Source organism: Achromobacter ruhlandii (genome assembly GCF_902859695.1).
In the GTDB taxonomy this organism is placed as follows: domain Bacteria; phylum Pseudomonadota; class Gammaproteobacteria; order Burkholderiales; family Burkholderiaceae_B; genus Achromobacter; species Achromobacter ruhlandii.
This window is the reverse complement of the sequence record NZ_CADIJL010000013.1, coordinates 24,332-44,375: the sequence shown is the minus strand read 5'-3', so window position 1 is coordinate 44,375 and position 20,044 is coordinate 24,332. Positions and strand designations below refer to the sequence as shown.

The following is a 20,044-nucleotide window of genomic DNA, read 5'->3' as shown; positions in this document are numbered from 1 at the left end:
TCGCGAGGCGGCTCGCGGGCACCCGCGCAAGCCGCCTCGCGGCCGCGTTTTTCCGCTACGCCGTCGCGGCGGATCGCCGGCGTCATTGTGCTAAGGTGCCCCATCGGCAACCCGATAATGACAAGCACAATGCGCCATCCCCTGATCCGCCCGCGCACGCCCTGCGCGGCCGTCCTGTTGTCGCTGTCCCTGGCCGCCATGGCCGGTCCGTCGCAGGCCCGCACGATCTATAACGACAAGGGCTTGCGGGTCGAGGAAACCGATATCGGCTTCCAGGACTACCAGGAAGGCAGGCGGCGCAACGCCAGCCAATACACCCTGGCCTACCAGCGCCAGCCGCTCTGCGGCAAGGGCGTCAAGCTGGGCGAGCGTTTCCTGCCGGCGGGCGACCCGCGCCGCGCGCGCGACTATTTCTGCGGTCCGGCCAAGGCCATCAACGCCCACGGGGTGCTGGCCTTCGTCACCCGCACCTCCGGCCACGGCAACCTGCTGTACCTGGATGTCGGCGGCGGCGATCTGCGCATCACCGACATCCCGGTGCAGAAGGAAGGCGCCGGCGACAGCATCGGCGGGCAGGTGTTCCTGGACGCCGGCTTGCCCGGCTGGACGCGCTACGAAAACGGCTGGTACGAGACCACGCTGATCCGCCACGAACCATTCCAGGCCGTGCGGCTGGGACGCGGCCGCCTGCTGGATATCGACAATGGCGTGGCCTTCCTGCTGGTGCCGCGCGACCAGGAGGTGCAGACCGTCAAGCCGGCCAGCCTGGGCCAGACCGCCAACGGCACGCCGGTGGTGATCGCGGCCGAGCTGCGCCAGCGGCCGACGCCATTGCGCTTTCGCGCGGTTGAACTGGAGACCGGCCGCGAGCTGGCCAGCGTGGCCGCGCGCGATGCCTGCCTGGATGCGCCGAGCATGGACTTCTGGGGCACCGGCGGCGCGTCGTCGGCGCAGGTGCCGTATGCCGAACTGGCCGTGTGGCGCGCGCGCAATCTGGTCTATGCGGCGGGCGCCAGGCCGTCCCTGCGCCTGGCGGCGGCCAACGAGCTGCGGCCGGCGGCCAACTGCCGGACCGACTGGCAGCCGGCGCGCTAAGGCGCGCTGGCGCGTCCCGCGCTCTCCGGGGTACGCGCGCCCGGTCCCGCCGAACCGCCGCCGTGGCAGTCCGGGCCATTCCTGTCCCGGGGTTCTGCGTGCATCGTCGGTCATTATTAGGGTTTTCACTCATAAATACGCTGAATTTCGCGGATAAGAATTCAGAATTTTTCTTATGCCGGGGGCGCGCGTATAACGGTTGGCGCAGCAATCTGAACCAACCTGCAAGAGAGAAAATCATGAGGGGAAATACCAAGACGGGCCACCAGCCGGTGCGCGCGTCCACCGCCGCATTCATCGGCACGATGATCGAGTGGTACGACTTTTATATCTACGCCACCGCCGCCGCGCTGGTGTTCGGCAAACTGTTCTTTCCGTCCGCCACGGGCTTTTACGGCACGCTGGCGGCCTTCGGCACCTTTGCCGTGGGCTTTTTCGCGCGGCCGCTGGGCGGCGCCCTGTTCGGCCACATCGGCGACCGCATCGGCCGCAAGAAATCGCTGGTCATCACGCTATTGATGATGGGCACCGTGACGGTGCTGATCGGCCTGCTGCCGACCTATGCCTCGATCGGCTTCTGGGCGCCGGTGCTGCTGGTGCTGCTGCGCATCGTCCAGGGCGTGGCGGTGGGCGGCGAATGGGGCGGCGCGGTGCTGATGGCGGGCGAACACTCGCCCGACAAGAGCAAGCGCACTTTCTTCGCCTCGTTCGCGCAGCTTGGCAGCCCGGCCGGCCTGATCCTGTCGATGCTGATGTTCAAGCTGGTGACCGGGCTGGACGATGCCGCCTTCCTCAGCTGGGGCTGGCGCGTGCCGTTCCTGTTCTCGGCGGTGCTGCTGGTGGTGGGCTTCGTGATCCGCCTGAGCGTCAACGAGTCGCCCGACTTCCTGGAGGAAAAACAGGCCCAGGCCAAGCGCGCCAAGCCGGCCCGGGCGCCGCTGGCGCAGGTGCTGACCGGCGCGCCGCGCCTGCTGGCGCTGGCCGTGGGCGCCAATGTGCTGGGCATCGCCGGGTTCTACTTCACCAGCACCTTCATGATCGCCTACACCACCCAGTACGTCGGCCTGAACCGCGCGGTGATCCTGGACTGCCTGCTGGTGGTGTCGATCATGCAGTTCTTCATCACGCCGCTGGCGGCCTATATCGCCAGCCGCGTCGGCAACCTGCGCTTCCTGGCGACGATGGCGCTGGTGTCGGTCTTCACGCCCTACGCCATGTTCAACCTGGTGGACCTGGGTTCGCTGGGCGCGATCACCCTGGGCATCGGCGTGGCGGTGCTGTTCATGGGGGCCTACTATGCGGTGATCGCCGGCTTCGTCAGCGACAGCTTTCCCACGGCGATCCGCTACACCGGGATTTCCATGGCCTACCAGCTGTCGGGCGCCATCTTCGGCGGCCTGACGCCGATGCTGGGCACCGTGCTGGCCGAGAACTTCAAGGGCCAGTGGTGGCCGCTGGCCGTGCTGTTCTCGGTGATTTCGCTGCTTTCGCTGGTATCCGTGCTATTGCTGGGCGCCTGCCGCCAGCGCCATGTCCAACTGCAACCCGAGGCTCAACAAGCATGAAGGCGTACTTCCACGACGATCAGAAACTGCATCATCCGCAGACCTATTTCTCGCGCGGCAAGATGCGCACGCCGCAGGAAGTGCCGTCGCGCCTGGACGCGCTGGCGCAGGCGGCGCGCAACCTGGGTTTTGACGTGCAGGCGCCGCCCGACCACGGCAGCGCCCCGCTCGAAGCGGTGCACACGCCCGCGTACCTGCGCTTCTTGCGCGAAGCGCACGCCGAATGGAAGAAGCTGCCCGACGACTGGGGCGACGAGGTGGTTTCCAACGTCTTCGTGCGCGAGCCCAACGCGCTGCGCGGCGTGCTGGCGCAGGCCGCGCGCTACCTGGCCGACGGCAGCTGCCCGGTGGGGCCGAACACCTGGCAATCGGCCTATTGGTCGGCGCAGTGCGCCATTGCCGGCGCCGACCGCATCGCCGCCGGCGACCGCCACGCCTACGCCCTGTGCCGCCCGCCCGGCCACCATGCGCGCCGCGACGCGGCCGGCGGCTTCTGTTATCTGAACAACGCCGCCATTGCCGCCCAGCGCCTGCGCGACACCTATGGGCGCGTCGCCATCCTGGACACCGATATGCATCATGGCCAGGGCATCCAGGACATCTTCTACGAACGCAGCGACGTGCTGTACGTGTCGATCCACGGCGACCCGGAGAATTTCTATCCGGTGGTCGCGGGTTTCGAGGACGAGCGCGGCGCGGGCGAAGGCTACGGCTACAACCTCAATCTGCCGATGCCGCACGGCTCGCCCGAGTCGGTGTTCTTCGACCGCCTGCGCCAGGCGCGCGCCGCGATCGAGCAATTCCAGCCCGATGCGCTGGTGCTGTCGCTGGGCTTCGACATCTTCGAGAAGGACCCGCAGGCCATGGTGGCGGTCACGGAAGACGGCTTCGAGCGGCTCGGCCGCGAGGTCGCCGGCCTGAAGCTGCCGACCTTGATCGTGCAGGAAGGCGGCTACTATATCGAGGGCCTGGAGTCGAACGCCGCGCGCTTCTTCGCGGGGCTGGCCGGAACCTGAACATGGGACCGGCGTGGCGGACGGAAACCGGCCCTGTCCTTTTGCCGGAATCCGCCACGCCGCCATGTGCCCTGCCCCTGCCCGCCCCGCCCACACCCTGTCGCTCGCGCCCGAGCGCATGGACTGGAACCTGCTGCGCACCTTCATGTTCGTGGTGCAGGCGCGCGGCGTGGGCCGCGCGGCGCAGGCGCTGCACCTGAGCCAGCCGGCCGTGAGCCAGGCCTTGAAGCGGCTGGAGGACGCGGTCGGGGGCATGCTGCTGCACCGGCGCAATGGCGAATTCCGCCTGACGGGGCTGGGCGAGGAGATCTACGCCATCGCCCGCGACATGTACGGCGCCATGGCGCGCATCGAGACCGCCGCCCCGCAGGACCGGCATGAGGTCGCCGGCACCTTGCGGCTGCTGGTCATGAGCCGCATCCAGAGCGCGGCCTACGACGATTTCCTGGCCGATTTCCACCAGCGCCATCCGCGCATCGAATTCCACATCGAGGTGCTGCCCAGCGCCGACATCCTCGACGCCCTGTCCAAGCGCGTGCCGGCGCTGGGCCTGTGCCTGTGCCGCAAGCCGGTCGAGGCGCTGGAGCGCCGGCTGTTCCTGCGCCACCATTACGCGGTGGTCTGCGGCCGGCGCCATCCGCTGTTTTCACGACCGCGGGTGGGCATCGAAGACCTGATGGACCAGAACTTCGTCTGTTTCGCCAGCGACCAGATCGGCGACACGCTGTCGCCGCTGACCATCTTCCGCGACCAGCAGGGCTTCACCGGCCGCATCGTCGGCACCTCGCCGCATATCGAGGAGGTGCGGCGCATGGTGGTGGCCGGGATCGGCCTGAGCTTCCTGCCCGAACACCTGATCGTGCCGGACGTGGTCAACGGCGAATTGCGGCGCCTGCCGCCCAACGAGAGCGTGGCCGAGATCGACGTGTTCCTGACCTGGCACCGGCAGCGCAAGCTGAGCGCGGCCGAGACGGCCTACCTGGAGGCGTTCGAGCGCTTCCTGGCGCGCACGCCGCTGGCGGCCCGCGCCCGCTGAGCGGGCGTTGACGCGGGCCGGGCGCTGCGCGACCTGTGCGGTGTCGCCATGCGCGCGCGGCGCTCCCCATAGGCGGCGCAGGCGGTTATGGCGATAATGACCCGTTGCGCTTTGCCACCCGTCACCACCGCTCAAGAGGACGCCATGTCTCGTTGGACCTTCTACACCGCGCCGGGCACCTGTGCCCTGGCCACCCACATCGCCTTGCAGGAAGCCGGCGCCGAGTTCGACGTCGTCAAGCTGGATTTCGGCGCGGGGCAGCAGCAAAGCCCGGAATTCCTGCGCGTCAATCCCAAGGGGCGGGTGCCGGCGCTGGCCACCGAGCATGGCGTGCTGACCGAAACGCCGGCCCTGCTTGCCTACGTGGCGCAGCGCTTCCCGGCGGCGGGGCTGGCGCCGCTGGACGATCCGTTTGCGTTCGCCCGCCTGCAGGAGCTGAACAGCTACCTGGCGTCCACCGCCCATGTGGCGCACGCGCACAAGCGGCGCGGCGCGCGCTGGGCCGACGACCCGGCGGCGCACGAAGCCATGCGCGCCAAGGTGCCGGAAACCATGACGGCCGTGGCCGCGTACCTGGAATCGCAGATCGCCGGTCCCTGGGCGCTGGGCGACCGCTTCAGCGTGGCCGACGCCTATCTCTACACCATCGGCAGCTGGCTGGAGGGCGACGGCGTGGACTTGGCGCGCTTCCCGGCGCTGACCGCCTACCTGGCGCGGGTCGCGGCGCGGCCGGCGGTGCAGCGCGCCCTGGCGCAGGCCAAGGCCGAATAAGGCGCGCCCGAACAAGCCGGGTTCGAACAAGCCGAGTTCGAACAAGCCGCTTCCGAACAAGCCGCTTCCGAACAAGGGCGTCTGAACAAGAAGCGTCCCGACAAGACTCGCGGCGCGCGGGCCGGCTCAGCGCGGGGCCGGCGCCGCGTCCGCCGACAGGCTGCGCGGCGTGGTCGTGCCGTAGTCCTCGTCCGCATAGATGCAGGCCGGCAGCGGTGAAACCGCCCGGCCGCCCCGCTCCCACAAGGCCTCGATCCAGTCGGCCGCGGTGTCGGCGATGACGTCCTGCACGCAGAAGCCGGGATCGCGCCCGAACGCCGGCACCGGCGGCGTCAGGCCGGTTTCGCCGTGCACCACGTCAAACAGGTGGCGGTGCCCCTCGATGGCCTTGTTCAGCACGTACAGGTCGGGCCCATCCAGGCCGATGACCACGGAGAACGTGCCCTCGCCGTCCTGGTCGGGGAAGATGCCGAACTGGATCTCGCGCGCCTTTTCCGGCAGGCGCGGGAACAGGCCGGCCAGCACGCGCAGCGCGGCGTCAGTGTGGGCGTCGAGTTCACGCCGCAGGGCGGTTTGGTAGTCGTGTTGGTTCATGCCGGGAGCTTAGCGGATCGCGGTGATTTCTGTTATTTCTGTCTTGACAGAAATAACAGAAATATCTACAGTGGCCCCATGAAACTGACTCCGATCGCCGAACGCTTCATCCTCCATTGGGGCGAAATGGGCTCGCGCTGGGGCGTGAACCGCACCGTGGCGCAGATCCATGCCCTGCTCTACCTGCTGGGCCGGCCCGTGCCCGCCGAGGAAATCGCCGAGACGCTGGGCGTGGCGCGCTCGAACGTCAGCAACAGCCTCAAGGAACTGCAGGCCTGGCGCCTGGCCAAGGTGGTGCACGTCATGGACGACCGCCGCGACCATTTCGAAACCTCCACCGACATCTGGGAATTGTTCAAGCTGATCGTCGAGGGCCGCCGCCAGCGCGAGATCGATCCCACCCTGTCGATGCTGCGCGACACCCTGGCCAGTCCCGAGATGGCCGACGAAACCCCGCTCACCGCGCAGCGCGTGCGCGAGACGCTGTCGTTCCTGGAAATCCTCACCACCTGGTCCGATGAAATGCTGCGCATGAAACCCGAGACGCTGATGAAGACGCTCGGCATGGGCGCCAAGATCAGCAAGACAATGCGCCGCACCAAGGCGTGATGGCGTGGGCGGGCCGCGTGTCCCGCCTTTTTTTTGGTCTGTTATTTCTGTCTATACAGAAATAACAGAAATTGAAGAATCAATCGGCCGATGCGGCTGGAGGCGGATCACATGAACATCCTGGTATGCGGTGCCAATGGCTTCATCGGCCGCGCGTTGTGCCAGGCGCTGGCGCGCGACGGACACCGGGTGCTCAAGGGGGTGCGGCAGGCGCGGCATCCCGATGAGATCGCCGTGGATTACCGCGTCGATACCACGCCGGCTGCCTGGGTCGACCGTCTGCGCGGCATCCATGTCGTGATCAACGCGGTCGGCATCCTGCGCGAAGCCGACCGCGGCGATTTCGACCGGCTGCATCACCTTGCCCCGGCGGCCCTGTTCGAGGCGGCGGCGCAAGCCGGCGTCAGGCGCGTGTTGCAACTATCCGCGCTCGGCGCGCAGCAAGGCGCCACCGCCTATTTCCGCAGCAAGCGCGCGGCCGATGAGCATCTGCAGGCGCTGCCGGTGGCGCATCATATTTTGCGGCCGGCGCTGGTGTATGGCGCCCAGGGCGCGTCGGCGCGGTTTTTCCGCGCGCTGGCGTCGCTGCCGCTGCACGCCCTGCCCGCCGGCGGACGCCAGCCGCTGCGGCCGATCCACGTCGATGAGCTGGCCGAGATCGTGGTCCGCCTGGTCGGCGGGACGGTCGATGCGCCGGCGGTGCTCGATCTGGTGGGCGGTGCCGAGGTTACCTTCAAGCGCATGCTGGGGGTCTATCGCGCATCCATGGGCTTTGCGCCGGCCTGGACGCTGGCCGTGCCGGGCGCGCTGGTCGCCGCGGGCGCGGCACTGTGCGACCGCCTGCCCGGCTCGATCCTGACGCGCGACACCTGGCGCATGCTGCGCGCCGGCAATAGCGGCGACGCGGCGCTCACCACCCGCGTGCTGGGGCGTCCGCCGGCTGCCATCGACGCCTTCATTACCCCGGACCAGGCCCCCGCCCTGCGCCAGCAGGCCCTGGCGGCCTGGCGCCCCGCCCTGCTGCGCGCTGCGCTGGCGCTGATCTGGCTGTGGACCGCGCTGTGCAGCGCCTTCATCTACCCGACCGGCGACAGCCTGGCGCTGCTGGCTCGGGTCGGCCTGCACGGCCCGGTGGCCGTGGCGGCGCTGTACCTGGCCGCCGCGCTGGACGCCGTGTTCGGCGTCGCCACGCTCTGGCGACCCGGCCGGCGGCTGTGGGCAGCGCAGCTTGCCCTGGTGCTGGGCTATTCCGCGGTGATCGCGTTGGCTTTGCCGGAATTCCTGTGGCATCCGTTCGGCCCGCTCCTGAAGAACGTCGCCGTCGTCGCGCTCCTATTCATCCTGTTCAGCGAGGAAACCCAATCATGAACGCCTATCTCACGATCAAAACCCTGCATATCCTGTCGTCCGTCCTGCTGGTGGGAACCGGTTTCGGCACCGCGTTCTACCTGTTCTTCGCCAACCGCACCGGCTCGGTGCCGGCCATCGCGGCGGTCTCGAAGCTGGTGGTGCGGGCCGACCTGTGGTTCACCACGCCCGCCGTGGTGGCGCAGCCGCTGACCGGATTGTGGCTGGCGCACACCGCCGGCTGGAACTGGACCACGCCGTGGATCGCCGTGTCGATCGGGCTGTACCTGCTGGCCGGCGCCTGCTGGCTGCCAGTGGTGTGGCTGCAGTACGAAATGGCGAAGATGGCCGGCGACGCCCACACGGCCGGCGCCCTGGCGCTGCCGGCGCGCTACTGGCGCTTCGCGCGTTATTGGGAATGGCTGGGGTACCCGGCGTTCCTGGCGATGGTGGGGGTGTATTTCCTGATGGTGGTCAAGCCGGCGCTGTAGGCGTCCGGCTTTCCCGCCCCAAGGGTCTGGCCTGCCCTGCCCGCCGTGGCGAGACCCGCGCCCGGGCGGCGCGGATCCCGCGCGGCGGTTTCAGTCGATGGCGGCGCCGGCCGTCTTCACGACCTTGCCGAGCCGCGTGTATTCCTCGGCGCCGAATTCGGCCAGCGACTGGCGCGAGGTCGGCGACGGGATCGCGCCGCGCGATTCCAGCGCCTGTTTCACCTCGGGCCGTTGCAGCGCCCGATTCACGGCGGCGTTGAGCTTGTCGAGGATGGCGACGGGTGTGCCCTTGGGCGCGTACAGGCCGTCCCAGGCGAAGAACTCGTAGCCTTTGACGCCGGCCTCGCTCAAGGTCGGGATGTCCGGATTCGACGCAACACGCTGCGGCGTGGTCACGCCCAGCGCGCGCAACTTGCCCGCAGCGATCTGGCCGGATACGTTCGGCATGACGTCGATCAGCAGCGAGATGCGCCCGCCCAGCAGGTCGGTCATGGCGGCGCTGCCGCCCTTGTACGGGATGTGCATGATCTTGACCCCCGCCATCTGGTTCAGCAGCTCACAGGCCAGGTGCGACGAGGTACCGTTGCCGGCCGAGCCACAGGTCAGTTCGCCCGGATGCGACTTGGCGTAGGCCAGCAGCTGCGCCAGCGACTTGAAGCGCTCGTCACTGGCGTTGACCACCAGCGCCGCCGCGATCACGGTAAAGCGCGAGACCGGCTCGAAGTCGCCCGGCGCGTAGCCCGGCGACTTGTACAGCCAGTGGTTGGTGGCCTGGGTGCCGTTGGTGCCATACGACAGCGTGTAGCCGTCGGGATTGGCGCGCGCCACGATGGCGGTGCCGATGTTGCCGCCAGCGCCGGGCCGGTTCTCGATGATGATGGACTGCCCGAGTTCGCGCGACAGCGGCTCGGCCACCAGCCGTGCCAGGGTATCGCCGCCGCCGCCGGCGGCGAAAGGCACCACCAGGGTGATGGCATGGGTGGGCCAGTCGGCGGCCTGCGCCGGCGCGGGGCCGGCCGCCAGCGCCATACCGGCGGCGGCGATGCCGAACGAGATTTTGAGGGGGATCATGGTTTGTCTCCTTGGGGGTGCGGGGCGCGCGGCCGCTGGTTTTGATGTATCGGACGCGCGTGGAACGAAAAATGGAATGGTGCGACAGGCTCCCGGCGGCGTCACACGAAGCGGCAACTGACCGCGCCGAGCACGCCGTAGTCCACGTGGAAGGTGTCGCCTTGCTGGGCGAACACCGGCCTGGTGAACGAGCCGCTCAGGATGATCTGGCCGGGTTCCAGCGCGACGTCGTAGCCGGCCAGCTTGTTGGCCAGCCACACCACGCCGTTGGCGGGATGGTTGAGCACGCCCGCCGCCAGGCCGGTTTCCTCGATCACCGCGTTGCGCGACATCATGGCGCCGACCCAGCGCAGGTCGACGGCATCGACCCGCACCGGCCGCCCGCCCATCACCACGCCGGCGTTGGCGGCGTTGTCGGCGATGGTGTCGAAGACCTTGCGCGGCCGCTTGCTGTCGGGGTCGATCTGGTGCGAGCGCGCGTCGATGATCTCCAGCGCGGGGATCACATAGCGGACCGCGTCCAGCACATCGAACAGCGTCACGCCGGGGCCCTTGAGCCGCCGGTCCAGGATGAAGGCCAGCTCGACCTCGACCCGGGGCACGATGAAGCGGTCGTGGGGGATCTCGGCGCCGTCGTCGAACAGCATGTCGTCCAGCAAGGCGCCGTAGTCGGGCTCGTCGATCTGCGAGGACAGCTGCATGGCGCGCGAGGTCAGGCCGATCTTGTGGCCGACCAGCCGGCGACCGCCGGCGATCTTGGCCGCCACCCATTCGCGCTGGATGGCGTAGGCGTCGGCGATGGTGATGTCGGGATGTTCCAGCGACAGCTGGCGCACCTGGGTACGGCTGCGTTCGGCCTGGTCCAGTCGCTGGGCCAGCGCCTTGATGGTCGCGGCGTCCATGGAGGTTCCTTGGGGTGTCATGGGATTTTCCGGCAGGGTTTGGGGAATGTCATTCGGGCGGCAGATGGCGCCGGCTGCGCTTTTCCGCCAGCAGCCAGTCCTGGCCGCTGGTGACCAGCCGGTCCTGGCAGTCGCGGATGGCGACCAGGCGCGGCGCCCCGCCCTGCACTTGCGGATCGCTGTCGTAGGCGGTAAGGAAATAGCCGACCATGGCCTGCGATCCGCTGTGTTCCAGCAGGCGCAGGTTGGTGATGACGTGGCAGGTGGCGCGCTGCGGCGCGCGCGCCTCCAGGGCCGCCAGCACCTCGCCCGGCCCGGTCAGCAGCTGGCCCTGGCGCAGCCAGGTGCCATCTGGCGCCATCAGCAAGGCGGCAGCCTCGTGGCGCCGGGTATCCAGCGCGTGGAAAAAGGCCAGGACGACCGCCTCGCAGGCGGCCTTGACGTGTTCGGTCTGCATTCGGTTCTCCATCGTGGGTCAGCCGATCCGGGCGCTGGACAGCGGCGCGTCGGCGCGCGCCAGTTGCGCGGGGTCTACCTGGGTGCCTTGCGCGATCCACTGGCGCAGCTGGCGCAGTTCGCGCGCCGCGTTCACCGCCACGGCGCCGATGACGCGGCCGCCATCGTCCAGCGCCACCGACAGCAGCGCCCGGGCGTCCGCCTGGGGCCGCAGCACTTCGCGGGCGGCCCGCGCCGGAAAGCCGGCGATCTGCACCATGGCATCGTACTGTTCCGACCACACCGCGCCGCTGGGCTGGTAGGGTTGGCCGGCATCCAGCGCCGACAGCGCCGCCGCCGCGCCCTGGTCCTGGGCGTTCTGCCAGGATTCCAGGCGGATGGGGCCGCCGCCGGCGGGCGCGGCCACCGCCACGTCGCCCGCGGCCAGCACATCGGGCGCCGAAGTGCGGCAGTATTCGTCGACCAGCACGCCGCGCTCGCAGGCGATGCCGGCCTCGCGCGCCAGGGCGTCGTTGGCCTGCATGCCCACGCCCAGCACCACGGCGTCCGCGTCCAGTCGGCTGCCGTCCGCCAGTTCGACGACGCCGCCGCCTTCGGGGCGCGCATGCACCGCGCGCAGGCTGGCGTTCAGGCGCAGCGCCACCCCCTGCCCGGCATGCAGCGCCGCCAAATGGGCCGAGACGCCGGGCGGCACGCTGCGGGCGCACAGGCGCGGGGCCTGCTCCAGCACCGTGGTGGCGCAGCCCGCCTGGCGCGCGGTGGCGGCCACTTCCAGGCCGATCCAGCCGCCGCCGGCAATGACGATGCGGCGGCCCGGGCCCAGGCGGGCCCGCAGGCGCAAGGCATCGTCGCGGGTGCGCAGCACATGGACGGCGGGGCCGTCGGCGCCGGGCAAGGCCGGCACGATGGGACGGCCGCCTGTGCACAGGATCAGCTTGTCGTAGTCGAGCACGGCGCCGGTGGAGGTTTCCACCTGATGGCGTTCGGGCCATAGCCGTGTCGCCGCGACGCCGGGCCGGAACGTGATATCCAGTTCGGCCAGCCGTTCCAGGGAAAACAGCTCGGTGCTTTCAGGCGCCGCCTGGCCGCCCAGCACCGCCTTGCTCAAGGGGGGCCGCTCGTAGGGCGCGTGCGGTTCATCGCCCAGCAGCACGATGCGGCCGGCGTAGCCGCGGCCGCGCAGCGTGGCCGCCGCCCAGCCGCCCGCCTGCCCCGCGCCGACGATGACGATGGCGCCCGCTTTCACGGGGCCTCCGCGCTCAGATAGATGGTGCCGGCCTCGACCCGCACCGCGTAGCGGCGCAGGTCGGTGGTGACGGGCGGGCATTGGGGCTTGCCGCTACGGATGTCGAACACGCCCTGGTGCAAGGGGCATTCGATGGTGCCGTCTTCCATATAGCCGTCGGCCAGGCTGGCGTTGCCGTGCGGACAGCGGTCCTGGGTGGCGCAGATATCGCCCTGCAGGTCGTAGAGGCAGACGGCCTCGCCCTCCAGCGCGACGCGCAGCGTGCCAGTGTCGGGAGAGATGTCGCCCACCTGGGCGACCGGGGTCCAGGTCGTCATGGTCACAGCCCCATCGCGTTGCGGTAGTAGTCGTAGAACGAGCGGATCAGCACTTCGGTCACCATGTAGTCGGCCGGCTCGGTGTCGCGGCCGCCCATCTCGACGATGCCGCGCGCCTCGGGGTAGCCGGTGACGCCGATCTGCACCTGGTTCAGCATCTCGCTGTCGTCCATCGAGACGAAGCCGGCCGGGCCCAGCAGATTGGCGTGCTTCAGGCGCAGGCGGGTCATTTCCTCGTCATCGTCCTCGTAGCCGTAGTAGGTGAAGACGAGTTCATGCTCGGTCGGGCTGCGCGGGATCACGTGGCGGGTCTTGAGCGAATTGGCCTGGATGCCGAATTGCGCGGCGGGAAAGACCCAGGCGCCGCCGACCCGGCCGCGGTTGAATTCGGCGCGCGGGGTGACGGTTTCCAGGTCGAGCAGCTCCAGGTCGTCGCGGAAGCGGCTCATCTCGCTGGTGGCCTCGGTCTTCTTCTTGCCCTCGTTGTGCGACACCATCACGCTGTGGGCGCCGCCGCCGGTGGGAATGCACTCGGACTTGGAATCCGCGCGCCACAGGCCGAAGGTGATGTAGAAGGTGTGCAGCAAGGTGGCGTGGTACGGGTCTTTCAGGTTCTCCAGGTACATCTTCCAGTTGCTGGGAATCAGCTGGCGGCTGTAGCCCAGCAGCTTGAGCTTCTTGCCCGGCAGCATGTGGTCGATCTCGGCCAGCACCTCGGGGCCGCAGTAGTCCTCGAAACTGGGCGCATCGTCGGCGAACGTCGCCCAGATCGAGCCGCCGCGGTTGACGCTGCGCAGCTTGCGGATGCCGTTCTGCCTGGGGTCGAAGTCGCGCGGCATGCCGCCCTTGCCCATGGCGCCGCGGCGGAACGGGACGCCCTGCAGGTTGCCGTCCAGGTCGTAGTTCCACTGGTGGTACGGGCAGGTGAAGTCGCTCACCTTGCCGGTGTTCTGCCAGCAGATCTGGGCGCCGCGGTGGGCGCAGCGGTTCTCCAGCACGTTGATCTCGCCGCTTTCGGTGCGCACCATGATGACCGGGCGGTTGCCGATCCAGTTGCGCTTGTAGCAGCCGGTTTCGGGCACCTCGCACTCCAGGCCGACGTAGTTCCAGGTGCGGCCGCCGAAGAACACGTCCATTTCCTTCTGGAAGATGGCGGGGTCGGTGTAGACCCAGTTGGGAATGCGCGTGTAGCCCTCCTTGGGCCAGCGGCGCTCGATATGGATGGGGGCCGCGGCGGGAGTTTCCAGCACGGCGGAATCGGAACAGGTCATGGCGGGTTTCCTGGCAGCGGGATCAGAGGGGAACGATGAGCGAGGTGCGCACGCGGTAGTTGTCGTAGACGCAGTCGCGGCGGGTCAGCAATGGGCCTTGCGGCGTCAGGCGCAGTTCGTCCAGGTAGCGGCCCACCATGTTCAGCGTGGGCTCGCGGTCGGACAGCGACTCCATCACCGCGAAGTTGGCCTGGGCCACGATGCGCTCGCCCTGCGCCTCGATGACGCGCACGCCGCTGATGAAGTGGCGCAGCGAACGCGGCTCGAACATGGTGGTTTGGCGCAGCGCGGTGACGCGGTCGCGTAGCATGTTCTTGTTCATGCAATAGATCAGGCCGAGCGGCAGGCCGGCGTCGTGGTTCTCGCGCGACAGCACGCGGTAGTGGCAGTCCTCGGTGAAGAAGTCCGGCCATTCCTCCAGCCGGTCTTCGTCCAGGCAGTAGGCGTAGTCGTCGTAGAAGTCGCGCAGGCGGGCGCGCAGCGAGGTGTCGTCGGGCAATTGGATCTGGGTCATGGGAATTTCCGGAATGCGAGCGGCGCGCTCAGGACGCGGCGGCCAGTTGCGCCAGGTTGCTTTCGAAACCGCCCTGGCTGCCGAGCGCCAGGATCGGTTCCTGCATGCGCTCCTGCCAGATCAGCGATTCCATGGCGATCTGCAGGGGGTGGTCCTGCACCGTCAGGGCCGAGGTGGTCTCGGTGCCCGAGTGGTGCGAATGCATGGCCCAGCCGGGCGCCGACAGGATCAGGTCGCCGGCCTTCCAGTCCAGCCGCACGCCGTTGACCTTGCTGTAGCCGTTGCCGCGCAGGTAGTAGTTGATGGCCGAGGAGCTGTGGCGGTGCGGCACGTGGTGGTTGTCCGGCGGCGACGATGAAATCGTGGCGAAGAAGCTGTGGGTGGTGCCGATGCGGCGTTCGGTGGCCGGGTTGTACAGCACGAACAGGCGGCGGCCGTTATAGCCGCGCGCCATGTCCTCGACGCTGGGCAGGTGGCGCGAGACCGCCGCCCAGGGCCAGTGCAACGCCTTCGATTCCAGCACGTCGATGTCGATCAGCCACTCGTAGCCCATCAGCCAGGCGCCTTCCGGCGTGATCTGCTCGCGCAGCGCCAGGTCGCGGGCGCGCACCGCCTCGGGCGAGCGGGCCGGCGCCGGGCGGGTGTTGGCGTCGGCCGGCGGTACGTCGCCCTCGAACTCCTCGACGTAGTGGATCTCGAGCTTTTCCAGCAGCGGCGCGTTGGAGTACGACAGCCGCACCCAGGGCGTCTGGCCGTCATTGCGGTACGAATGCACCTGCATCGCCGGCGTGTTCCACACGTCCCAGCGCGCCACCCGGATGTCGCGCCCGGCCACCGTGGCCACGCCCTCGCCGCTGATACAGATCTCCAGCATGTTGGAGTTCTTGCGCAGGTTGAAGGTGCGTTCGCCGGGGTTGACGACGTTGATGGTGACGTCCGTGCCGGGGGCCAGCCCCAGGCCCGGCGCGGTCGCCAGCGGATGGGCGATGAGCGAGGCGCGGCGGCCGTTGGCGGGGCGCGGCGCGTCGATCAGGCGGGCGATCTCCAGGTCGATCTCCTCCTTGGGGATCACGATCGATGGCCATTTGTTCTGCTCGCGGGGCGCGGCCCCGCTGACGTCGATGAACATGTCTGTCTCCTGTGGCCGGCGGGCGGTGCGCGCCGGCGTCATGGTGCTTTGAAGGGGGTAATCGAAATCAGGGCTGCGCCAGCAGCAGGTTCTCGCGGGTCTGCGGCGGCAGGGCGACGCCCAGCCCGTGATCGCGGGCGTGCTCGTACGCCACCTGCGCCATCGCCAGGTCCGACAGGCCCATGCCCATGCCCTTGAACAGCGTCAGCCGCGCATCCGGCGCACGGGTCTCGCCGCGCGCCAGCAGGTCGCCCAGCACCGCCACGCCGTCCCACGCCGCGCCGTCCGCGCCATAGCGTTCGCGCAGTTCGCGCGAGCCGCGCCGGGCGTTTTCCAGGTCGTCCACCACCACGCGGTCGGCGCGCTCGAACACGTCCTGGCTGAATTCGGCCTTGGCCGGCAGGATCGCGCCCACCGCGTTCAGGTGACGGCAGTCGGCCAGTTGGGCCGCGTCGACGAACGGTTCGACCGCGCGCGTGATCAGCGTGACGATCTCGGCGCCGGCCAGCGCGTGTTCCAGCGTGGGCGATTCCTCGATCGTGAAGGCGTACTTGCCGGACACGGCATCGACGAAGGCGCGGCGCTTTGCCGGCGTCGGGCTGTAAACCCGCACGCACCGCAGCTTGCGCACTGCGGCCAATGCGGCCAGTTGCGTCACGGCCTGCGGCCCGGTGCCGATCAGCGCGGCCCGCGTCGCGCCCTCGGGCGCCAGGGCGCGGGTCGCCACGCCGCTGATGGCGGCGGTGCGCAGCATGCCCAGCGCGCGCGCCTCGATCACCGCCCGCAGCAGGCCGGTGTCGGCGTCGAACAGGCTGAACAGCGACCCGCCGCCCGCCTTGGTGTGGACCCAGGTCTTGAAACCGGCGTAGCCGCCGGGGCCGGGCCGCACCGAGCCCAATGCATGCATCGAGCTGCCGTCGCCCCAGGTGGCCAGCGCCTTGGGCACGTTGCGCGCGCCCTCCTTCGCCTGCGCCACCAGCATGCGCTGCAGCGCGTCGATGGCGCGCGGGATGGTCAGCGCCGCCACCACGTCTTTTTCGGTGAGATACCGCAATGCCTCGGTCATGCCTGTGTCCTTCGTGTCAGTGGGGGTGGACGGGTTCGTCCGCCACCGTGTTGCGCAGCGTGCCGACGCCCGGCACCTCGATCTCCAGCGTGTCGCCGGCCGCCAGGAAGCGCGGTGGCTGGCGGCTGGAACCGACGCCTTCCGGCGTGCCGGTGGCGATCACGTCGCCGGGCGCCAGCGGCGTGAAGGCGCTGATGTAGGCGATCAGTTCGGGAATCGGGAAGATCAGGTCGGCCAGCTCGCCCTGCTGCACGGTCTCGCCGTTCAGGCGCGTCTGGATGCGCAGGCCCGCCGGGTCGCCGATCTCGTCGGCGGTGACCAGCCAGGGGCCGATCGCGCCGCTGCGCTCGAAGTTCTTGCCGGGCGTGACCTGGGCGTTGTGCTTCTGGAAGTCGCGCACCGAGTTTTCGGCCATGCAGGTGTAGCCGGCCACGTGGGCCAGGGCGTCGCCCGCCGCGATGTGGCGCCCTGCCCGGCCGATCACCACCGCCAGTTCGCCCTCGTAGTCGAAGCGGTCGGAGGCGCGCGGCTTCCAGACCGGCGCCCCGTGACCGACGAAACTGTCGGGATAACGAGCGAACAGCGAGGGATGGCGCGGCAGCTCGCGGCCGGCCTCGGCCACGTGGCGGCCGTAGTTCAGGCCGACGCAGAGGATCTTGCGCGGCGCGGGCACCGGCGGCAGCCATTGCAGGCCGGCCAGCGCAATGCCGGGGCCGTCCTGGCCGGCCGCCGCTTGCGCGATGGCCTCGATGCCCGCCGCCAGCGCAGTGGCCAGGTCGGGCCAGTACCGCGTCAACGGCACGACCTCGGCGTCGCGCAGCACCCCCCAGGCCGGCTGGCCCGCATGCTCGAAGCTGATCAGCTTCATCTTGTCTCCTGTTCTGTGGGCGGTCCTCCTGGCATGCAATTGAGTGACGCATTGCATGCATTCGGTGGCTTTTAAGTGCCGTGACCGCTGTTTTTCCGAATTATTGCATGCAATTTTGATAAATCGCAAGGTCGAGTTGTTTTTTTGATCCGCGATTGCATGCAATTTTGTAGGTACACTGGAGGCCCCTTCAGATACGTTTCAGCCGACGATCCGCTATGGCCGCTCAGATCGACAAAGTGATTTCCGAACTCCGGGACATGGTGCTTTCCGGCGCCCTGCAACCCGGCGAACGCGTGGTGGAACTGCAGTTCTCGGCGCGCCTGGGCGTGTCGCGCACGCCGCTGCGCATCGCGCTGACCGAACTGGAAAAGGAAGGCCTGCTGGAACGCCTGCCTTCGCGCGGCTTTCGCGTGCGGGCCTTTACCGTCGACGAGATCGGCGACGCGGTCGAAGTGCGTGGGGTGCTGGAAGGCATGGCGGCGCGGCTGCTGGCCGAGCGCGGCGCCAGCGCCGAAGTGCTGGAACAGCTGTCGCAGGCGGTGGAGGAAGGCCGCGCCCTGCTGGCGCCGGCGCGGCGCGACCCCAAGGCCACGGTGGACGCGCGCGCCTGGGGGCAGATCAACCGCCGCTTCCACGAGATCCTGTGCGAAGCGGCCGGCAACCGCGCCCTGCTGTCGGCGCTGGAACACAACAACAAGACGCCGCTGGCCGGCCCGGCCGCGCTGACGCTGCCGTCCACCCCTTCCCTGCTGGAGACGCCCTTCGTGCTGCGGGCGCAATCGGATCACGAGGACCTGCTGCGGGCGATCACGCGGCGCGAGGCCGCGCGCGCCGAGAACCTGATGCGCGAGCACGCCTACCGCAGCCGCGAGAACAAGCGCGTGCTGCTGGAATCCCTGCGGGGGGGCGTGGCGGGACTGGCGCAGCCGGCCGACAGCGCGGCGGCCTAGGACCGGGCCACCGATTCGAAAACGCGAGGCCTAGGGCCTGCCCACGTGCGTGACATGGGCCGGGGCCGCGCATCCAAACGGCAGCCCGATGCGGCCGCCAGGCAAGGCTGCGATCAGAACAGCCGGCGCACGCGCTCGCGGATGGCGCCGGCATAGGCCCAGCACCACACCGCCAGCGCCAGCATCGCCACCGTGAAATAGGCGCGCGCTTCAAGCGGCACGGGATTCAGGCGCGACAACGTCGGGAACGGCTCATAGCCGATGAAGTCGCTGGCGGCCAGCGCGCTGAACAGCAGCGCCAGCGCCGGGCCGGTGAAATGCGGGCGTTCGCCGCGGGTCTGCGGATCGGCCCGGAAATACCAGTGACACCAACGCAGCAGCTGGATCACGACGGCGACCAGCGGAACGACCAGGGCAAGCTGCAGCACGAGCAGCGCAACGATGACTTGAGTGGGAAGCATGCCCGCGATTTTACGCGGCCCGGCGATCCGTCCTCGGGACAACCCCTATTACCCGCCTCATCCCGAACAACTATCGTATTCGAGAATTATCAAATAAGAGAATTCTCGCTTCCGACAAAATGGCCCCAGACACAACCTACGATTACGCCGTCATCGGCGCCGGCATCGCCGGCGCCTCCGTGGCCTACCGCCTGAGCGCGGCCGCCTCCGTGGTGGTGCTGGAGCGCGAGGCGCAGCCCGGCTACCACTCCACCGGCCGTTCGGCCGCCATGTTCATGGAGACCTACGGCACCGCCCAGATCAAGGCGCTGACCCGCGCCAGCCGCGACTTCTACGAACATCCGCCGCAGGGTTTCTGCGAGCATCCCCTGCTGAGCCCGCGCGGCGTGCTGTACATCGCCGCGCCCGACCAGCAGGACCTGCTGCGCGAGGTCTACGACGAATTCCGCAGCCAGTCGCCCAACGTCACGCTGATCGACGCCGAACAGGCGCTGGCGCGCGTGCCCTGCCTGCGGCCTGACCAGTTGTGCGGCGCCATCGAGGAGCCGGACGCTCGCGATATCGACGTGCATGCCTTGCACCAGGGCTTCCTGCGCGGCATGACGCGCCAGGGCGCGGAGCTGCGCAACCACGCCGAACTGGTTGCCGCCACGTACGAGGACGGCGCCTGGACCCTGACGCTGGCCGGCGGCGAGCCGCTGCGGGCGCGGGTGCTGGTGAACGCGGCCGGCGCCTGGGCCGACCAGGCCGCCACGCTGTGCGGCGTGCGGCCGGTGGGCCTGCAGCCCTGCCGCCGCACCGCCTTTACTTTCACCGGGCCGGACGACGTCGACTTCGCGCACTGGCCGGCCGTGGTCGGGGTCGACGAGAGCTTCTATTTCAAGCCCGACGCCGGCCAGTTGCTGGGCTCGCCCGCCAATGCCGATCCGGTGCCGGCGCACGACGTGGTGCCCGAGGAACTGGACGTGGCCACCGGCATCTACCGCATCGAAGCGGCCACTTCCCTGACCATCCGCCGCCCGCGCCACACCTGGGCCGGGCTGCGCTCGTTCGTGGCCGACGGCGATTTCGTGATCGGATGGGATCCGGCCACGCCCGCCTTCTTCTGGCTGGCGGCCCAGGGCGGCTACGGCATCCAGTCCGCCGCCGGCGTCTCGCGCCTGGCCGCCGACCTGCTGCTCGACCTGCCGTTGAACGACAGCCTGACCGCGCAGGGGGTCGACCCCGCGCGCCTGTCGCCGGCCCGTTTCTCCCCTTCCCGATAGG

At 69.2% G+C, this 20,044-nt stretch carries 22 protein-coding genes; 10 read left to right on the top strand and 12 right to left on the bottom strand.

Annotation, left to right across the window (positions count from 1 at the left end):
* The first annotated feature begins 129 nt into the window (after positions 1–129).
* From HV742_RS17165 to HV742_RS17145, 5 genes are all read left to right on the top strand, one after another.
* Complete coding sequence (locus HV742_RS17165; RefSeq protein ID WP_175145953.1) at positions 130–1,095, top strand: hypothetical protein; 966 nt, start codon at positions 130–132, stop codon at positions 1,093–1,095.
* 239 nt (positions 1,096–1,334) lie between these two features.
* Positions 1,335–2,660: an MFS transporter gene (locus tag HV742_RS17160; protein WP_049073705.1), complete on the top strand. Its 1,326-nt coding sequence runs from the start codon at positions 1,335–1,337 to the stop codon at positions 2,658–2,660.
* Complete coding sequence (locus HV742_RS17155; protein WP_063580628.1) at positions 2,657–3,676, top strand: histone deacetylase family protein; 1,020 nt, start codon at positions 2,657–2,659, stop codon at positions 3,674–3,676. The genes HV742_RS17160 and HV742_RS17155 overlap by 4 nt, the downstream gene beginning before the upstream one ends.
* 64 nt (positions 3,677–3,740) lie before the next feature.
* Positions 3,741–4,712 carry a LysR family transcriptional regulator gene (locus HV742_RS17150; protein WP_049073701.1) on the top strand — a complete coding sequence of 324 codons (972 nt, stop codon included), beginning with the start codon at positions 3,741–3,743 and terminating at the stop codon, positions 4,710–4,712.
* A 144-nt stretch (positions 4,713–4,856) separates the two neighbouring features.
* Positions 4,857–5,483, top strand: coding sequence for a glutathione S-transferase family protein (locus tag HV742_RS17145; RefSeq protein ID WP_049073700.1), 627 nt, complete (start codon positions 4,857–4,859; stop codon positions 5,481–5,483).
* A 126-nt stretch (positions 5,484–5,609) separates the two neighbouring features.
* On the opposite strand, the gene HV742_RS17140 is transcribed toward HV742_RS17145, so the two are convergent.
* On the bottom strand, positions 5,610–6,077 hold the full coding sequence (locus tag HV742_RS17140; RefSeq protein WP_175145952.1) for a DUF6389 family protein: 468 nt from the start codon (positions 6,075–6,077) through the stop codon (positions 5,610–5,612).
* A gap of 78 nt (positions 6,078–6,155) precedes the next feature.
* On the opposite strand from HV742_RS17140, the gene HV742_RS17135 reads away from it, so the two are divergent.
* From HV742_RS17135 to HV742_RS17125, 3 genes are all read left to right on the top strand, one after another.
* Positions 6,156–6,686, top strand: a complete 531-nt coding sequence (locus tag HV742_RS17135; RefSeq protein WP_049073696.1) for a GbsR/MarR family transcriptional regulator — start codon at positions 6,156–6,158, stop codon at positions 6,684–6,686.
* A gap of 111 nt (positions 6,687–6,797) precedes the next feature.
* Positions 6,798–8,054 carry an SDR family oxidoreductase gene (locus HV742_RS17130; RefSeq protein WP_175145951.1) on the top strand — a complete coding sequence of 419 codons (1,257 nt, stop codon included), beginning with the start codon at positions 6,798–6,800 and terminating at the stop codon, positions 8,052–8,054.
* Positions 8,051–8,524 carry a DUF2269 family protein gene (locus HV742_RS17125; protein WP_175145950.1) on the top strand — a complete coding sequence of 158 codons (474 nt, stop codon included), beginning with the start codon at positions 8,051–8,053 and terminating at the stop codon, positions 8,522–8,524. Before HV742_RS17130 ends, HV742_RS17125 begins: the two co-directional genes overlap by 4 nt.
* Before the next feature lie 90 nt (positions 8,525–8,614).
* Here the strand turns inward: HV742_RS17125 and HV742_RS17120 are convergent, their stop codons facing one another.
* The 10 genes from HV742_RS17120 to HV742_RS17075 form a co-directional block, all read right to left on the bottom strand.
* Positions 8,615–9,595, bottom strand: coding sequence for a Bug family tripartite tricarboxylate transporter substrate binding protein (locus HV742_RS17120; protein WP_175145949.1), 981 nt, complete (start codon positions 9,593–9,595; stop codon positions 8,615–8,617).
* 101 nt (positions 9,596–9,696) lie between these two features.
* Complete coding sequence (hpaH, locus tag HV742_RS17115; protein ID WP_175146016.1) at positions 9,697–10,497, bottom strand: 2-oxo-hept-4-ene-1,7-dioate hydratase; 801 nt, start codon at positions 10,495–10,497, stop codon at positions 9,697–9,699.
* A 49-nt stretch (positions 10,498–10,546) separates the two neighbouring features.
* Positions 10,547–10,954 (bottom strand): nuclear transport factor 2 family protein, encoded by a 408-nt coding sequence (locus HV742_RS17110; protein WP_254601153.1) that lies wholly within the window; start codon positions 10,952–10,954, stop codon positions 10,547–10,549.
* 18 nt (positions 10,955–10,972) lie between these two features.
* On the bottom strand, positions 10,973–12,199 hold the full coding sequence (locus HV742_RS17105) for an NAD(P)/FAD-dependent oxidoreductase (protein ID WP_175145947.1): 1,227 nt from the start codon (positions 12,197–12,199) through the stop codon (positions 10,973–10,975).
* The gene (locus HV742_RS17100; RefSeq protein ID WP_063568899.1) at positions 12,196–12,516 is read right to left on the bottom strand and encodes a non-heme iron oxygenase ferredoxin subunit; all 321 of its coding nucleotides are present in this window, start codon (positions 12,514–12,516) and stop codon (positions 12,196–12,198) included. The genes HV742_RS17105 and HV742_RS17100 overlap by 4 nt, the downstream gene beginning before the upstream one ends.
* A gap of 2 nt (positions 12,517–12,518) precedes the next feature.
* The gene (locus HV742_RS17095) at positions 12,519–13,787 is read right to left on the bottom strand and encodes an aromatic ring-hydroxylating dioxygenase subunit alpha (RefSeq protein ID WP_049073685.1); all 1,269 of its coding nucleotides are present in this window, start codon (positions 13,785–13,787) and stop codon (positions 12,519–12,521) included.
* Positions 13,788–13,809: 22 nt separating this feature from the next.
* The gene (locus HV742_RS17090; RefSeq protein ID WP_063568897.1) at positions 13,810–14,301 is read right to left on the bottom strand and encodes an aromatic-ring-hydroxylating dioxygenase subunit beta; all 492 of its coding nucleotides are present in this window, start codon (positions 14,299–14,301) and stop codon (positions 13,810–13,812) included.
* 28 nt (positions 14,302–14,329) lie between these two features.
* Positions 14,330–15,430: a cupin domain-containing protein gene (locus tag HV742_RS17085; RefSeq protein WP_054418112.1), complete on the bottom strand. Its 1,101-nt coding sequence runs from the start codon at positions 15,428–15,430 to the stop codon at positions 14,330–14,332.
* A 67-nt stretch (positions 15,431–15,497) separates the two neighbouring features.
* Positions 15,498–16,496: an ornithine cyclodeaminase family protein gene (locus tag HV742_RS17080; protein WP_175145946.1), complete on the bottom strand. Its 999-nt coding sequence runs from the start codon at positions 16,494–16,496 to the stop codon at positions 15,498–15,500.
* 16 nt (positions 16,497–16,512) lie between these two features.
* Complete coding sequence (locus HV742_RS17075) at positions 16,513–17,364, bottom strand: fumarylacetoacetate hydrolase family protein (RefSeq protein WP_175145945.1); 852 nt, start codon at positions 17,362–17,364, stop codon at positions 16,513–16,515.
* Between the two features lie 218 nt (positions 17,365–17,582).
* On the opposite strand from HV742_RS17075, the gene HV742_RS17070 reads away from it, so the two are divergent.
* Positions 17,583–18,317, top strand: coding sequence for a GntR family transcriptional regulator (locus tag HV742_RS17070; protein ID WP_054418106.1), 735 nt, complete (start codon positions 17,583–17,585; stop codon positions 18,315–18,317).
* A gap of 113 nt (positions 18,318–18,430) precedes the next feature.
* On the opposite strand, the gene HV742_RS17065 is transcribed toward HV742_RS17070, so the two are convergent.
* Entirely contained in the window at positions 18,431–18,778 is a 348-nt protein-coding gene (locus tag HV742_RS17065) for a hypothetical protein (protein WP_175145944.1), read from the bottom strand.
* Between the two features lie 119 nt (positions 18,779–18,897).
* Here HV742_RS17065 and HV742_RS17060 point away from each other — a divergent pair, with 119 nt between their 5' ends.
* On the top strand, positions 18,898–20,043 hold the full coding sequence (locus tag HV742_RS17060) for an NAD(P)/FAD-dependent oxidoreductase (protein ID WP_175145943.1): 1,146 nt from the start codon (positions 18,898–18,900) through the stop codon (positions 20,041–20,043).
* Position 20,044 lies beyond the last annotated feature (1 nt).